Source organism: Actinoplanes sp. NPDC051537 (genome assembly GCF_055586105.1).
This window is the reverse complement of record NZ_JBVJIU010000005.1, coordinates 261,983-276,768: the sequence shown is the minus strand read 5'-3', so window position 1 is coordinate 276,768 and position 14,786 is coordinate 261,983. Positions and strand designations below refer to the sequence as shown.

Here is a 14,786-nt window from a genome sequence, read left to right as displayed (position 1 = left end):
TTGACAGCGAGGGCTAACCGTTAGAGGGTTCAGCTAACGGTTAGCCCTCGGAGGTGTCATGCGGCAGGAAGTCCTCCTGGCCCTGCTGGCCAAGGAGCCCTCGCACGGTTATCAGCTGCGCGCCCGGCTGCGGGACGCGCTCGGACCGCTCGGCGACGCGATGAACGACGGGCAGGTCTACGTGACGCTGACCCGTTTGGAAAAGGCCGGTCTGCTCACCGTCGAGGGTGTCCAGTCGGACAAGAAGGTCTACGCGCTGACGGCCGACGGGCAGCAGCGGGTCGCCGAGTGGATCACCGAGGTGAGCTGGCCCCGGCCCGACCTCGCCGAGTTCCACCTCAAACTGATCGCGGCCGCCACCTCGGGTCTGGCCGATCCGATCACGATCGTCGACGCCCAGCGGCGTGAGCTGCTGCGCCGGCTGCGCGACGCCCAGCGGGCCGCCCTGGCCGAACCCGCGAACTCCGACGCGGCACTGCTGCTGGAGGGGGTCGTGCTGCGGTTGCAGGCCGACCTGCGCTGGCTCGAGGCCTGCGAGAAGAGCTGGATCCATCGGCGGAGCGCGACGTGAGCGTGCTGCGGGCCCGCGGGGTGCGAAAGGAATACGGCCGGGGTACGGGGCTCGTGCGCGCCGTGGACGAGGTGGATCTCGACGTGGCGGCCGGCGAGACGGTCGCGATCATGGGGCCGAGCGGCTGCGGGAAGTCCACGCTGCTGCACCTGCTCGGCGGCCTCGACCGTCCCTCGGCCGGCGAGGTGTCGCTGAACGGGCGGCGGGTCGACGACATCGGCGAGAAGGCGCTGGCCCGGATGCGGCGCACCGAGATCGGCTTCGTCTTCCAGTCCTTCCATCTCATGGAGGAGCTGACCGCGGTCGAGAACGTCGAGCTGCCGGCGCTGCTGGCCGGGCGCTCGCCGCGGGCCGCCCGGCGCCGGGCCGCCGAGCTGCTGGACCGGGTCGGGCTGGCCGGCCGGGCACGGTTCCTGCCGTCCGCGCTCTCCGGCGGTCAACGGCAGCGGGTCGCGGTGGCGCGGGCCCTGGCCAACGAGCCGGCGGTGGTGCTGGCCGACGAGCCGACCGGCAATCTGGACAGTGCCGCCACGCTCGACGTGCTCCAGCTCTTCGACGGGCTGCACGACGCCGGTCAGACGCTGGTGATCGTCACCCACGACGCGCGGATCGCGGCCACCGCCGACCGGATGATCTCGATGCGGGACGGCGCGTTCGTGGACGAGACCCGGCTGACCGGCGGCACCACCGGGCAGCTCGGGGCGCTGCTGGGACCTCTCTGATGGGCCGGCTGCTGCTGGTCGGGCGTCTCGCCGTACGGGATCTGGGCCGTCGCCGCACCGAGGCGGTCCTGCTGCTCCTCGCCGTCATGGCCGCGACCACCACGCTGACGCTCGGGCTCGTGCTGCGCGATGCGGCGCGTGATCCTTTTCAGAGCACGCGCGCCGCGACCCGTGGCCCGGACGTGATCGCGTCCTCCGCCCGGCCCGACGTCGCCAAGCTCGCCGATGAGCCGGGCGTCGTCGACCACAGCGGGCCGTTCCCGGTGGCGGCCGCGAAGATCGAGGCGGCCGGCCGGACCTCGGACGTGCAGGCGGTGGGGCGCGACGCGGCGCCCACCTCGGTCGATCAGCCCCGCGTGGTGCGCGGCGACTGGGTGCGGGACGGCGGCGTCGTGCTCGAATCGGCCTTCGCCGGGGCGCTCGGCGTGGGCGTCGGCGATCGCGTCGATCTGAACGACCGGTCGTTCGTCGTGGCCGGGCTCGCGGTCACGGCCGGCGCGCCGCCCTATCCCCACGCCGCCTGCTATTTCCCGTGCGCGGTCGGCCCGGCGCCGGACCTCCCGCCGGGCGTGCTGCACAATCCGGGACTCGTCTGGCTCACCCGGGCGGATTCCCTCGCGCTTTCGAGCAGTTCCCGCGCGTACGCGATGAGCTTGAAGCTTGCCGATCCGACGGCGGCCGGGGCATTCGCCGCCCGGGACCGCGGCGTGATGATGGAGAGCTGGCAGAACATCGAGGCCGACGCCACCGAGGTCGCCCGCGATTCGCAGATCCTGTTGCTGATCGGCGCCTGGCTGCTCGGGCTGCTCGCCGTCGCGAGCCTGTCCGTGCTGGTCGGCGGCCGGATCGCGGACCAGACCCGGCGGGTCGGGCTGCTCAAGGCGGTCGGTGGCACTCCCGGGCTGGTCGCGGCCGTGCTGCTGGCCGAGTACGTGCTGGTGGCCGTCGTGGCGGCGATCGGCGGCCTGGCGGTCGGCACACTCACCGCGCCCCTGCTGACCGAACGATCGGCCGGTCTGGTCGGCGCCGTACGGCCGCCGGCCCTGTCCGCCTCGACGATCGGCCTGGTGTTCGCGGTCGCCATCGGCGTCGCGGTCGCGGCGACGCTGGTGCCCGCCCCGCGCGCCGCCCGTTCCAGCACGGTTCGCGCGCTGTCCGACGCCGCCCGGCCGCCGCGCCGGGTCGGCTGGCTGATCACACTGTCGGCGCGGCTGCCGGTCCCGCTGCTGCTCGCCCTGCGGGTCGCGGCCCGGCGCCCGCGCCGGATCGTGCTGGCCGTGGTCAGCATCGCGGTGACGGTCAGCGGCATCTACGTGCTGCTGGTGCTCGACGGATTCCTCTCCGCGCAGAACTTCACCGGCGGGTACGCCCCCGCGCAGGTGGCGGTCCTGCGGCACGTGCTCGCGGTCTGGACGGTCATCCTGCTCACGCTGGCCGCCGTGAACGCCGTGGTGATCGCCTGGGCCACCGCGGTCGACAACCGGCACGGTTCGGCGCTGGCCCGCGCGCTGGGCGCGACCCCGGCCGCGATGAGCTCGGCGCTGGCGTTCGCCCAGGTGCTCCCCGCGCTGGCCGGCGCGCTGCTCGGCATCCCGGCCGGGTTCGTCCTGTTCCAGGCGATCATGGGCATCACCGGGGGTGACGGGTCGCGGGCCGCGCGGCCGGCCCTCTGGCAGTTGCTCGCGGTCGTGGTGGCGATCGTGCTGGCGGTCGCGGCGCTGACCGCGATCCCGGCCCGCCTCGGCGGCCGCCGGCCGGTGAGCGCCGCGCTGTCGGGTTAGCGCGTCGGTCACGCTCGTGCCGGCCACCGCGCCGGTCGGCCGGCACGCTGGTCGACCGGCCGGCACGCTGGTCGACCGGCCGACACGCTGGTCGACCGGCCGGCACGCTGGTCGACCGGCCGGCACGCTGGTCGACCGGCCGGCGCCTTTCCGGGGCCGTTGCTCGCGGCCGGCGGAGGTCCGCCGCGACCCGGCCTATCGGGTCAGCTCGAGCAAGTCGCTTCGCGGGAGGCCGGCGTCGGTGAGGGCGCCGCAGTCCAGGCCGCGCAGCAGGTAGCCGGCCAGCGCGCGGGCGGTGGCCGGCTCATCCGCGATGCCGGACTCCTGGCGGGCCAGGTAGCGGTGCAGACGCTCGACGGCGGCGTCGCGACCCTCCCGGAAGAAGGCGTAGGTCGCCGCGTAGCGGGTGGGCAGCTGGGCCGGGTGCAGGTCCCAGCCCTGGTAGAAGCCGCGTTCCAGGGATCGGCGCACCAGGCGGTAGTGCAGCTGCCACGCGGCCCGGACGTCGGCGGGCGAGCCGACCGGCAGGATGTTGGTCGAGCCGTCGGAGAGCCGCACGCCGGTCTGCGCGGCGGCGGCCTGCATGGCGGCCTTCGCGTAGTCGGCGGCCGGGTGCTCCATCGACTGGTAGGCGGCGGCGACACCGGCCGCGGCGCTGTAGTCGTAGGTGCCGTAGTGCAGGCCGATGCACCGGCCACCGGCCGCGGTGATCAGCCGGGCGACCGTGGCCGTGCCGTCGGCGCCCAGCACCGCGGCGGGCAGCTCCACCTGGATCTCGAAACGCAGGGTGCCGGCCGTCATCCCGTACGACTTCTCGAGCTTTTCGCAGAGCGTGACCATCGCGCTCACCTGATCCGCGCCGCTCACCTTGGGTAACGTGATCGCGAATGTGTCCTGATAGGACTCGAGGAACAGGTCGAGCGTGCGGAGGGAACGCCGGCGGGTGGCCGCCTCGAGCGACTTGATCCGGATGCCGACGAACGGCGGCAGCGGCCCGGCCCGGAGGATCTCGGCGGCCCGCCGGACCGCGGCGTCCTCCTCGTCGTCGGAGCGCACGCCGTAGCCGTCCTCGAAGTCGACGCGCAGGTCCTCGATCGGTTCGCGGGCGAGCTTGCGTTCGACATCGCCGGCGAGCTCGGGCCACGGGAAGCCGGCCATCGACCCGGCGGCCCGTTCGCCCCATTCCCGGAAGTCGCCGGCCTTGTCGGCGGGAATGTACACGGTGTGCACCGGCTGCCGGCCGGGCCGCTCCCCCGGGTAACGACTCCGCAGGAACGCATCGTGACCGGCCAGCAGGACGTCGAACTCCGCGTAATCTTCCTCGCTCAACCCCATGCAATCAGTCGATCGAGTCGTACGCCGCGGTGGTCAGGAAGTCGGCGAAATCATCCGCGAGGGCGACCCGCTCGAACAGCTTGCGCGCGTCGTCGAAGCGGGAACTCGCCCAGGCCTCGTCGCCCACGGACTTCCGGATGGCGGCCAGCTCCTCGTCCTCGATCTTCTTCACGAGCTCGGACGTGATCGGGGTGCCGTCGGGCAGGCGTACGTCATTGTGGATCCACTGCCAGACCTGCGAGCGTGAGATCTCCGCCGTCGCCGCGTCCTCCATGAGGTTGTTGATCCCGACGGCGCCGTTGCCGCGCAGCCACGCCTCCAGGTACTGCAGGCCGACCGAGACGTCGTTGCGCAGGCCCTCCTCGGTGACCTCGCCCGGTGTCGCGGCCACGTCGAGCAGCTGGGCGGCGGTCACCGTGACGTCGGGGCGCTGCTTGTCGAGCTGGTTGGGTTTGTCGCCGAGCACCCGGTCGAAGATCTCCTGGCAGACCGGCACGAGGTCGGGGTGGGCCACCCAGGAGCCGTCGAAGCCGTCGCCGGCCTCGCGCTCCTTGTCGTCGCGGACCTTGGCCAGGGCGACCTCGTTGACCTGCGGGTCGCGGCGGCTCGGAATGAACGCCGCCATGCCGCCCATCGCGAACGCGCCGCGGCGGTGACACGTCGAGACCAGCAGCTCGGTATAGGCGCGCATGAATGGCGCGGTCATCGTCACCGAGGCCCGGTCGGGCAGGATCATCTGCGGGTTGTCGCGGAAGTACTTGATGATGCTGAACAGGTAGTCCCAGCGGCCGGCGTTGAGCCCGGAGATGTGCGGCCGCAACGCGTGCAGAATCTCCTCCATCTCGAACGCCGCCGGGATGGTCTCGATGAGCACCGTCGCCCGGATCGTGCCCCGCGGAATGCCGAGGGCGTCCTGGGCGAAATCGAAGACGTCGTTCCAGAGGGCGGCCTCTTTGTGCGATTCCATCTTCGGCAGATAGAAGTACGGGCCGCTGCCTCGGTCGATGAGCTCGGCCGCGTTGTGGAAGAAGTAGAGGCCGAAGTCGACGAGCGCGCCCACGGCCGGCTCGCCGTCCACCGGGAGGTGCCGTTCGTCCAGGTGCCAGCCGCGCGGCCGCATCACGATCGTCGGGTAGGGACCGCCGCTGAGCTCGTACTTCTTCTGCGGGGTCTCGAGCGTGATCGTGCGCCGGATCGCGTCGTGGAGGTTCTGCTGGCCGTCGATGACATTGGCCCAGTGCGGGGTGTTCGCGTCCTCGAGGTCGGCCAGCCAGACCTTGGCGCCGGAGTTCAGCGCATTGATGGTCATCTTGCGCTCGGTGGGACCGGTGATCTCCACCCGGCGGTCTTTCAGGTCCTCGGGCGCGGCCGGCGCGGACCACTCGGCGGCGCGAATATCGGCCGTCTCGGGCAGGAAGTCGAGCGACTTGCCGGCGGCTATCTCGGCCCGCCGGGCGGCGCGTGCGGCCAGAAGCTCGTTGCGACGCCCCCGAAATCGCCGGTTCAATGCGGCAACAAAAGCCACAGCGTCATCGCTGAGGATCTCGGTCATCGACGGCCTCCTGCGGTTGGGGTGCTCCTTCGTACCGTAGTGGAGCCCGGCCGAGTCGTCAGCGTTGCACGCTCCTCGGCGCGTGACGGAGGCTTCGGGCGTGGCGGAGGCTTCAGGCGGGACGGAGGCTTCAGGCGGGACGGAGGCTTCAGGCGGGACGGAGGCTTCAGGCGGGACGGAGGCCTCGGGCGGGACGGAGGCCTCGAGCGGGACGGAGGACGGGCGCGAGCGGGTGGTTATGGGCTGACCGCGGCGGTCCTTGCGTTTCGCCTTGCGCGGAAGGCGCGCTACGGCGGCTGCTCCGCGCGGGGATCGCGGGTGGCAGCCGCCGTAGGCGGGGGTGGCGGTTGGTGCGGTTGGTGAGCCGGGCGGGGCGTACCTGCAAATGGTTTAAAAAGTCCCGGCGGTGTTGCACTTGGCGTGTTGGACCACGCAGTCCTTGACGCGGTGGCCAAGGGCGTCGTCGTTCCAGGCGAGGAACGCGTCGCCGTGCATGGAGCTCGCGTTGCCGGAGCTGAGCTTGAAGCCGGCGGCCGCGCCCGAGGTCGGGTAGCCGATCACGAAGGAGATCGACGGGATCGCTACCGGGAACTTGCCGCTGCACACGCCCTTGGAGTCGGCCGGGCCCACGTGCGATTTGTGGTCGGGGCTGTCGAGGTGGACGCCGTCCCAGCAGTCGGGGAAGGTCAACTGGAACGTGAGCTCGGCGGTCTTGGCGCAGACCGGCCAGTTTCCGTCCGAGCTCCGGCCGGTCTCGCCGCCCTGGCCGGCGCACCAGAACTGGCCGTTCGCGCCCTTGGGGGTGTCGATCTGGCGCTTCGCGTCACCGGCGATCATGCGGAAGCCCTGCGGGAACGGGACCGTCTTGGTCGGGTCGGGCAGGCGAGATCCGTAGTAGACGGTCACGCCGTGCGGCTCGATCGGCTTGCCGTTCTCGTAGAGGGTGGGGATCCAGTACGCGGAGTGGTCCTCGAGCGGCTTGCAGCTGGAACCCGTGTTCGTGAGCAGGGTGTCGGTCGTGGTGGACGCGTCGGTGCTGTCGTTGCCGAGGAACGAGTGCATGTGCGAGGCGCCCGGCATGTTCGGGAAGACGATGGGATCGTCGGTTTTGTCGTGGCTGACCGTGCAGGAGGCGTTGAACTCCGAGACCCGGACCGGGTTGTTGGTGATCGGGCGGAAGGGCATGGCCTTGAAGTCGGCCAGTTGTTTGGCCCATTTCGCCTGGTCGATGGTGATCCAGCCGTTGCCGGTTGCGGGGGTGGTCGGGGCGGCTGTCGTGGCCGTGGCGGTGGCCGTAGCTGTCGCCGTGGCCGTGGTGGCCGGGGTCGTCGCCGTCGGGCTTCCCGGATTTGTCGGATTTGTCGGGCCGGTGCCGGCTGGGGTTGCGCTCAGCGTGAACCAATTGATATTGACAAAGTCCGAATTTTGCTGACTTTTCATGACTGCGAACAGCGTCTGCCTCGCGGCCGGCGGCTGCTTGACGGTCGCGGTCTTGGTGACCCATTTCTGCCAGCCCCCGGTGCCGGCCACCGGGAAGCTCGCCACCAGCGTGCCGGTCGGCGCGCCGAGGCGCAGCTCGACCGCGCCGGTCGCGCTGCTGTTCGAGGCGATCCGGGCGGTGACGGTCGTGCCGATCTGCACGTTGTCGTACCGCATCCAGTCGCCGCCGCGGAGCCAGCCGACGTTGCGGCCACCGTCGGCGTCGGAGGTCTTCTCGGTGCGGGCGCCGTTCTGGGCGTTGTACGCCTCGGCCTGAAGCCGGCCGGCCACGACGGTCTCGGCCGCGTCGGCGGTGGCGATGTAGACGGCGCTGCCGCCGACCGCCACGGCGACGGCCGAGGCGAGGATGACGCCGGTTCGGCGGCGCCGGGAGCGCGAGGTGACCGGGGCGACGTGTTGTGCATCGCTGCGCATTTATATCTACCTTTTCGCTGACCGGTGGGGTCGGATCGAAAAGAGTATGCACAGCTCAGACCCATGATTCAACGCGTGGAGAAAGACTTATGAATTGCTTTTCCGAAGCCTCCTGGTAGACGTGATCTCCCTTTTCGATAACGCTTTTTGGGAGTCGGAACCTTAAGTCTTCTTTAAGATCTTGGCGTGGGCCCGTCGCGCCTCGCGGGTCAGCGTCGCCGCGTCGGCGTGCACCAGCTCGCCGCGCTCGACCATCGGCCGGCCGCCGACGAGCGACAGCTCAACCGGCGCGGGCGGGCCGAGAACGAGGGCCGCGACACGATCGTCGATGCCGTCGTGGCCCAGGCCGTCCAGCCGCCACATCACCAGATCGGCGAGCTTACCCGCTTCGAGGGAGCCGAGGTGCCCCTCGCGACCGAGACATTTCGCGCCGCCCATGGTCGCCATCCGCAGCGACTCCCGGGCCGTCAACGCCGTCGGCCCGCCCCGGAGCCGGGCCGTGTAGAGCGCCTGCCGCAACTCCCCGCCCAGGTGGGAAGCCTCCTGCGAGGCCGCGCCGTCGACGCCGAGCCCGACCGGGACGCGGTGATCGAGCAACTCCCGGACGCGGGCCATGCCGGCGCCGAGCCGCGCGTTCGAGCTCGGGCAGTGGGCGACGCCGGTGCCCGTGGCGCCCAGTCGCGCGATCGCCTGGTCGTCGAGGTGGACGCCGTGCGCGAGCCAGACGTCGCCACCGAGCCAGCCGAGGCTTTCCGCGTACTCCACCGGGGTGCGGCCGAAGCGCTCGCGGCAGAAGTCTTCCTCGTCGTCGGTCTCGGCGAGGTGCGTGTGCAGGCGGACGCCCTTGCGCCGGGCCAGCGTCGCGGCCTCGCTCATCAATGTCTCGGTCACCGAGAACGGCGAGCACGGCGCCACCGCGATCTGCAGCATCGCGTCTGGTCCCGGGTCGTGCCAGCGGTCGATCGCGCGCTCGGTGGCGGCGAGCGCCTCGTCGGTCTCCTCCACCACGTTGTCGGGCGGCAGGCCGCCGTCCTTCTGGCTCAGGTCCATCGAGCCGCGGGCCGGGTGGAAACGCACGCCGATGCCGGCCGCGGCCTCGATCTCGGCCGCGAGCACGTCGCCGCCGCCGCGGGGAAAGACGTAATGGTGGTCCATGGTGGTGGTGCAGCCGGAGAGCGCGAGCCAGCCGAGCCCGGCGCCGGCCGCCGCGCCGACGATCTCGGCGTCGAGGCGGCCCCAGATCGGGTAGAGCGTCGTGAGCCAGCCGAAGAGGGTGTCGTTGACGGCCAGGCCCCGGGTCGCCCACTGATAGAGGTGGTGGTGCGTGTTGATGAGCCCGGGCGTGATCAGGCAACCCTCGCCGTTGACCGCTCGGCCGGACATTTCCGGCGCCGGGCCCGCCCCGACGGCCACGATCCGGCCGTTGTCGCCCACCACCACGTGACCGTTCTCGTGATACGTGTCCTCGGCGTCGACCGTGGCGACCGCCGCGTTCTCGATGACGATCACAGGTACCACTCCGCGACCGCCGGCGGCGCGTCGTCCCTGGTCACGGCGCCCTCGATCAACCCGTAGGGCCGATCGCCGGCGATGAACACCTCGTTGTCGTTCTCCAGGTTGAAGACCGACAGATCGACCAGGTAGTGGTGTTTGTTGGGCAGCGTGAGCCGGATCTCGGCGATCTCGGGCCGCTGCGACAGGGCGAGGCTGCCCATCGAGAACAGGGTCTGCTGCAGCGAGTGGCTGTAGGTGTTCACGAACGCGTTGACCAGGGCGTCGAGCGCGCCCTCGAACGACTTGGCCCAGTCGCCACCGGCGCTCAGATGCCGCCAGCGGGCGTCGACGGCGGTGGCGAGGATGCGGTCGCGGGTCTCGGGCAGGGTCGTGTATCGATCCTTCGGGTACCCGTGGAACTCGGACGCCGTCGTGTTCATCAAGGTCAGGCCCGTGACGCCGGAGACGACCTGCTCCTGCTCGGCCGTCACCACGATCGAGGCGATCCGCGTGCAGGCGCCCTGTTTCCGGAACGAATGCGGGCCGAGACGCTCCCAGCCGTACGCCTCGATGGTCACCCGCGCCGCCCGGATCTGCCCCTGCGTGGTCACGAAATGGCGAGCCAGCCGCAGCGCGAACTCCTCGGGCTCGCCAACGCCGTGCTCCTTCGCGAACGCGTACACCGTGTTCTTCATGGTGTCGGTCGGCAGCACACCCGAGTTGTCGCCGGTCAGGTGGGTCGCGGCGAGATCGCCGGACAGCGACACGCTGACATTGAGGTCGGTCAGCGAGTGCGTGTCGCCGTCGCGGACCACGCGGACCAGCCGCGTCTCCGCCTTGCCGTAACGATTGGGTCCGAGAACGATCGCCACGTCAGCTCCCTCGGTATGTGGTGTAGCCATAGCGGCTGAGCAGGAGCGGCACGTGGTAGTGCCGCTCGGGGTCGCGGACGTGGAACGCGACGGTGACCTCGGGGAAGAAGCCCTCGTCGCCCAGGTAGGGCTCCACGTAGAAGAACAGCCGGTAGCCGCCGGCCTGCCACTCGTGCATGGGCACGCGGTAGCGCAGCCGTCCGTCCTGGTCGGTGCGGTCCTCGGCGATCATGCGCCAGCCGTCGGCGTCGCGCCGCTCGAGCCGCACGTAGACGTCGCGGGCCGGTTCGCCGGTCACCGTGTCGAGGATGTGCGTCGAGATCTTGGCGTGGAACTCGGCCTCCGTGCCGTTGTCAGAGGGCATCGAGCACCCGCTCCAGCCGGAGCAGCGCGATCTTGCGCAGCTCGCCGGCGACGATGACCCGCTCGGTGTCCTCGTCGTTCGCCAGCCGCTCCCGCGCCTCGGCCAAGATCTCCTCCTGCGTCCGCCCACTGGCAAAGATCAAAAACACATGACCGAAGCGTTTCTCGTACGCCTGGTTGGCGTCGAAGAGCGCGGCTCTGGTCGGCTCGTCGGCACTCCGGGCGGCCGCGGACTGCTCGCGCCTCGACCAGGCGGCCTCCTGCGAGTCGCCGGCCGCGCGCTCGCCTATTCGCGGATGCGCGGAGAGGGCGAGCAGCACCTCGTCCCAGCTCAGGGCGCGGGCCGCGGCATCGCCCGCGGAGACGATCTCCCCTCGCTCGCGATAGGGCCGTTTCGCCGTGATCGCGGCGCCCCAACCCGGCGCGGCGCAGCACGCTAGGAGATCTTGCTCGAGGCGAGCGGCGGGCAGCGAGTTGAAGACCTCGACCGCGTCCATCCGGCAACCCCCTCCTGGTGTCGATCAGTCAAGCAGGCCCGGTCGTGCCGATGCAGTCCTTTGGCGCGTTCCGGTTGGCTGACACCCTGCCACGGAGGGCCGACAGTTTTCTTGGGCCTGTGGACAACTCCGTTTCTGTCGTACCCGTGGGCCAGGATGGTCCCGTGCTCATCACCGACGCCTCCCTTCCCGATCTGCCCATCCGGCCGATCCTCCCCCGCCTGCGGGAGGCGCTGTCCGGTGCGGGCGTCGCGGTCCTGGTGGCGCCGCCCGGCACGGGCAAGACCACGCTCGTGCCGCTCGCGCTCGCCGGTCCGCAGGGCCGGGTGGTGGTCGCCGAGCCACGCCGGCTCGCGGCGCGAGCCGCGGCCCGGCGCATGGCGTCTCTGCTGGGCGAGGAGGTGGGTCACCGGGTCGGTTTTTCGGTACGCGGTGAGCGCCGCGTCTCGAGGCAGACGCTGGTCGAGGTGGTGACGACCGGCGTCCTGGTCCGTCGCCTACAGCGCGATCCCGAGCTGGCCGGCACCGCCGTCGTGATGATCGACGAGTGCCACGAGCGCCACCTCGACACCGACCTGGCGCTCGCGTTCCTGACCGAGGTGCGCGCGGCGCTGCGGCCCGACCTGCGGTTGCTGGCGGCCTCGGCGACGGCCGACACCACGGTGCTGGGCGAGGGGGCGCCGACGGTGAGCGCCGAGGCCCGCATGTTCCCGGTCGAGGTGCACTGGAGTCCCCCACCCGGCCCGATCAAGCCACCGCTCGGCCTGCGCGTCGACCCGAAGCTGCTCGACCACGTGGCCGCGACGACCAGGAGGGCCCTCGAGTTCGGCGACGTGCTGGTCTTCCTGCCCGGCGCCCGCGAGATCGACCAGGTGGCCGGCAAGCTGTCCGGCGTCGAGGTGCTGCGGTTGCACGGCCGGCAGCCGGCCTCCATTCAGGACGCGGCGCTGCGCCCCGGCAGCCGTCGCCGGGTGGTGCTGGCGACCGCGGTGGCCGAGAGCAGCCTGACCGTGCCCGGGGTGCGGGCCGTGGTCGACGCCGGCCTGAGCCGGGTGCCCCGCATGGACCACGCCCGCGGGCTCGGCGCGCTGGTCACCGTGCCGGTGTCGCAGGCTGCCGCCACCCAGCGAGCCGGGCGCGCGGGTCGCGAGGCGCCGGGCCGGGTCTACCGCTGCTGGTCCGAGGCGCAGCACGAGCGACTGCCGGCCCAGCCGAGCCCCGAGATCGCCTCCGCCGACCTGACCGGCTTCGCCCTCGACCTGGCACTGTGGGGCCACCCCGACGGCGCCGGCCTCGCCCTGCCGTCCCCACCGCCCGCCGGCGCCCTGCAAACGGCCGTCGCCACCCTGCACGACCTGGGCGCCGTCGACGAGTCCGGCCGGGTGACGCCCCGAGGCCGCGCCCTGGCCGACGCCGGCCTGCACCCCCGCCTGGCCCGCGCCCTGCTCGACGGGGCTCCGCTGGTCGGCGCCCGCCGGGCGGCCGAGATCGTGGCGCTGCTCGACGACACCCGCGCGGCGCCCGACGACCTGGTGACGGCGTGGCGGCGGGCGCGCTCGACGGGCGACCCGTCCTGGCGCACCGAGGTGCGCCGCCTCACGGCGGCGGTCAACCGATCCCCCGGGCCCGCCCCCGACGTCGAGGTCCCCGACGTGACCGACGCGGCCGCCGCGGACGACGACGACCTCGCCACCGACCCGTCCGGGCAGACCGACCCGGCAAGGCAGACCGACCCGGCAAGGCAGACCGACCCGGCAGGGCAGACCGACTCGGCCGGGCAGACCGACTCGGCCGGGCAGACCGACCCGGCCGGGCAGACCGACCCGGCGGGGCAGACCGACCCGGCGGGGCAGGCCGGGCAGACCGGCGCGAGCAACGCCACCGCAAACGCTGCGACCGCCGCGACCGTCGTCGACGGGAGCGGAAGGAGGGACGGACGCTCAGCGGATGCCCCCACCTCCTCGCGTCCGGCCGAAATACCGGATTTGTCGCCCGGCCGGTCGACGCACGCCAGGGCGGATACATCGTCGGCGCGGCTGCCCGACGACCTCGCGGCGGGATTGATCGTGGGGATGGCCTATCCGGAACGGGTGGCGCGGGTTCGCGAGGCCGGCGGCCGGGCCTATCTCATGGCCGGCGGGACGGCGGCCGAGCTCGGGGCCGGCAGCGGTCTGGCCGGCGTCACCTGGCTGGCGGTGGCGGCCGCCGACCGGGATGCGGGCGCCCGCACCGCGCGGATCCGGAGCGCCGCGCCGCTCGACGAGGAGACGGCCAAGGAGGCCGCGGCCGCGATGGTGGGTGAGGCTACCGAGATCGGCTGGGTCGACGGGGACGTCGTGGCGCGCAAGGTGCTGCGGCTCGGGGCGATCACGCTGGTCGAGCGGCGGATCGACCGGCCCGACCCGGCGCTGGTGCGGGCGGCGCTGCTCGACGGGCTTCGGCGGGAGGGGCTGGGGCTGCTCACGTGGAGCCGGGGTGCGGTCGAGCTTCGGGAACGGCTGGGGTTCGCGCACGCGGCGCTCGGCGAGCCGTGGCCCGACGTCGGCGACGAGGCGCTGATCGAACGGGCCGACGAGTGGCTCGGGGCGGCGCGGCGGCGGGCCGATCTGGCGAAGCTCGACATGGCCGCGGGGCTGCGCCGGCTGTTGCCGTGGTCGGTGGCGGGACGCCTGGACGACGTGGCACCCGAGCGGCTTCCAGTGCCCAGCGGGTCGCGGGTTCGGGTGGACTACTCGGATGCGGCGGCGCCGGTGCTGGCGGTGAAGGTGCAGGAGGCGTTCGGGTGGAAGGACGCGCCGCGGCTGGCCGACGGGCGGGTGCCGGTGCTGCTGCATCTGCTGTCGCCGGCGGGGCGGCCGGTGGCGGTCACGCGGGATCTGGCGTCGTTCTGGCGGCAGGGATATCCGCAGGTGCGAGCCGAGCTGCGGGGGCGATATCCGCGACATCCGTGGCCCGAGGACCCGACAACGGCCGAACCGACCCGGCGCACCAATCCGCGCTCCCGCTGACCCAACCCCGCCAAGGCCGGCTACGGCCCGCCGACTCCAACCTGCGCCCCGCGAGCTCGAACCCGGCCGAGCCGGCCACGGCCCGCCAATTCCCGAACCCGCGCCCCGCCAGCCCGACCCGGCCGAGCCGCCGACCCCCACCTTGGAGGAATTGTGAGCTTCACGGTCGAGATCGAGCATCGGATCAAGGTGGTCCAGGGGCTGGCGTCGCCGGTGCGGGCTCGGCGCGGGCTGCCGCTGATACCGGCCGGTGACGGCGTCTCGGTGCTGGTCACGGTGGGAATCGCGTTCGGTGACGACCAGCTCGACGAGCGAGGGCGGTTCGTGGATACGGATGCGGTCGGGGAAGAGCTGGCCGACGCCTGCGCGGCGCTCGAGGGACGGCCGTGGGCGGAGTTGTTTCCGTTTCGGCCGACGTTCGAGGTGGTGGCCTGGCATCTTCACGGTGAGCTGGCGAGAAGGTTGCCGCAGGTGGCTTTTGTCCAGCTGCGCGACGAGACCTTCGGGACGAACACCCGCTACACGGGCGAGCGACCGGGAACGACGACGATCCCGGGAGGCGCGAGCGCCACTGGGTGAGCGGCCGGGCAGCGGGCGGGAACCCCAGGGGATGAGCGGCGCGAGCGCTACGGGGTGTGCGACAACGCAGCGGCCGGGCAGCGGGCGGGAACGGCAGG

At 72.2% G+C, this 14,786-nt stretch carries 12 protein-coding genes; 5 read left to right on the top strand and 7 right to left on the bottom strand.

Annotated features, from left to right (window positions below; genetic code table 11):
- Nucleotides 1–58 precede the first annotated feature (58 nt).
- Genes ACZ6TB_RS13825 through ACZ6TB_RS13815 form a run of 3 tightly spaced genes read left to right on the top strand, consistent with a single transcriptional unit; the run spans nt 59 to nt 3,074 of the window.
- Nucleotides 59–571: a PadR family transcriptional regulator gene (locus ACZ6TB_RS13825; protein ID WP_465554122.1), complete on the top strand. Its 513-nt coding sequence runs from the start codon at nt 59–61 to the stop codon at nt 569–571.
- Nucleotides 568–1,293 carry an ABC transporter ATP-binding protein gene (locus ACZ6TB_RS13820; RefSeq protein ID WP_465554120.1) on the top strand — a complete coding sequence of 242 codons (726 nt, stop codon included), beginning with the start codon at nt 568–570 and terminating at the stop codon, nt 1,291–1,293. Before ACZ6TB_RS13825 ends, ACZ6TB_RS13820 begins: the two co-directional genes overlap by 4 nt.
- The gene (locus tag ACZ6TB_RS13815; RefSeq protein ID WP_465554118.1) at nt 1,293–3,074 is read left to right on the top strand and encodes an ABC transporter permease; all 1,782 of its coding nucleotides are present in this window, start codon (nt 1,293–1,295) and stop codon (nt 3,072–3,074) included. Before ACZ6TB_RS13820 ends, ACZ6TB_RS13815 begins: the two co-directional genes overlap by 1 nt.
- Nucleotides 3,075–3,269: 195 nt before the next feature.
- Here the strand turns inward: ACZ6TB_RS13815 and ACZ6TB_RS13810 are convergent, their stop codons facing one another.
- From ACZ6TB_RS13810 to uraD, 7 genes are all read right to left on the bottom strand, one after another.
- Nucleotides 3,270–4,409, bottom strand: coding sequence for a DUF6986 family protein (locus ACZ6TB_RS13810; RefSeq protein ID WP_465554116.1), 1,140 nt, complete (start codon nt 4,407–4,409; stop codon nt 3,270–3,272).
- A 4-nt stretch (nt 4,410–4,413) separates the two neighbouring features.
- Complete coding sequence (aceB, locus tag ACZ6TB_RS13805) at nt 4,414–5,961, bottom strand: malate synthase A (protein WP_465554115.1); 1,548 nt, start codon at nt 5,959–5,961, stop codon at nt 4,414–4,416.
- Between the two features lie 390 nt (nt 5,962–6,351).
- Nucleotides 6,352–7,875, bottom strand: coding sequence for a DUF1996 domain-containing protein (locus tag ACZ6TB_RS13800; RefSeq protein ID WP_465554113.1), 1,524 nt, complete (start codon nt 7,873–7,875; stop codon nt 6,352–6,354).
- Between the two features lie 162 nt (nt 7,876–8,037).
- A complete protein-coding gene (locus ACZ6TB_RS13795; protein WP_465554111.1) occupies nt 8,038–9,384 on the bottom strand; it encodes an 8-oxoguanine deaminase in 1,347 nt (448 codons plus the stop codon).
- Nucleotides 9,381–10,241 (bottom strand): factor-independent urate hydroxylase, encoded by an 861-nt coding sequence (gene pucL / locus ACZ6TB_RS13790; RefSeq protein ID WP_465554109.1) that lies wholly within the window; start codon nt 10,239–10,241, stop codon nt 9,381–9,383. Before pucL ends, ACZ6TB_RS13795 begins: the two co-directional genes overlap by 4 nt.
- A gap of 1 nt (nt 10,242) precedes the next feature.
- Entirely contained in the window at nt 10,243–10,605 is a 363-nt protein-coding gene (uraH, locus tag ACZ6TB_RS13785; protein ID WP_465554107.1) for a hydroxyisourate hydrolase, read from the bottom strand.
- The gene (gene uraD, locus ACZ6TB_RS13780) at nt 10,595–11,101 is read right to left on the bottom strand and encodes a 2-oxo-4-hydroxy-4-carboxy-5-ureidoimidazoline decarboxylase (RefSeq protein WP_465554105.1); all 507 of its coding nucleotides are present in this window, start codon (nt 11,099–11,101) and stop codon (nt 10,595–10,597) included. Before uraD ends, uraH begins: the two co-directional genes overlap by 11 nt.
- A 164-nt stretch (nt 11,102–11,265) precedes the next feature.
- On the opposite strand from uraD, the gene ACZ6TB_RS13775 reads away from it, so the two are divergent.
- Together ACZ6TB_RS13775 and ACZ6TB_RS13770 are read left to right on the top strand one after the other, a co-directional pair.
- Complete coding sequence (locus ACZ6TB_RS13775; RefSeq protein WP_465554103.1) at nt 11,266–14,109, top strand: ATP-dependent RNA helicase; 2,844 nt, start codon at nt 11,266–11,268, stop codon at nt 14,107–14,109.
- A 153-nt stretch (nt 14,110–14,262) separates the two neighbouring features.
- Nucleotides 14,263–14,688 carry a hypothetical protein gene (locus ACZ6TB_RS13770; RefSeq protein WP_465554101.1) on the top strand — a complete coding sequence of 142 codons (426 nt, stop codon included), beginning with the start codon at nt 14,263–14,265 and terminating at the stop codon, nt 14,686–14,688.
- The last annotated feature ends 98 nt before the right edge of the window (nt 14,689–14,786 follow it).

Coding starts and splice junctions, on each gene's coding strand:
- ACZ6TB_RS13825 (WP_465554122.1), top strand. CDS start 59: ATGCGGCAGGAAGTCCTCCTGGCCCTGCTGGCCAAGGAGCCCTCGCAC.
- ACZ6TB_RS13815 (WP_465554118.1), top strand. CDS start 1,293: ATGGGCCGGCTGCTGCTGGTCGGGCGTCTCGCCGTACGGGATCTGGGC.
- ACZ6TB_RS13810 (WP_465554116.1), bottom strand. CDS start 4,409: ATGGGGTTGAGCGAGGAAGATTACGCGGAGTTCGACGTCCTGCTGGCC.
- aceB (WP_465554115.1), bottom strand. CDS start 5,961: ATGACCGAGATCCTCAGCGATGACGCTGTGGCTTTTGTTGCCGCATTG.
- ACZ6TB_RS13800 (WP_465554113.1), bottom strand. CDS start 7,875: ATGCGCAGCGATGCACAACACGTCGCCCCGGTCACCTCGCGCTCCCGG.
- uraH (WP_465554107.1), bottom strand. CDS start 10,605: ATGCCCTCTGACAACGGCACGGAGGCCGAGTTCCACGCCAAGATCTCG.
- uraD (WP_465554105.1), bottom strand. CDS start 11,101: ATGGACGCGGTCGAGGTCTTCAACTCGCTGCCCGCCGCTCGCCTCGAG.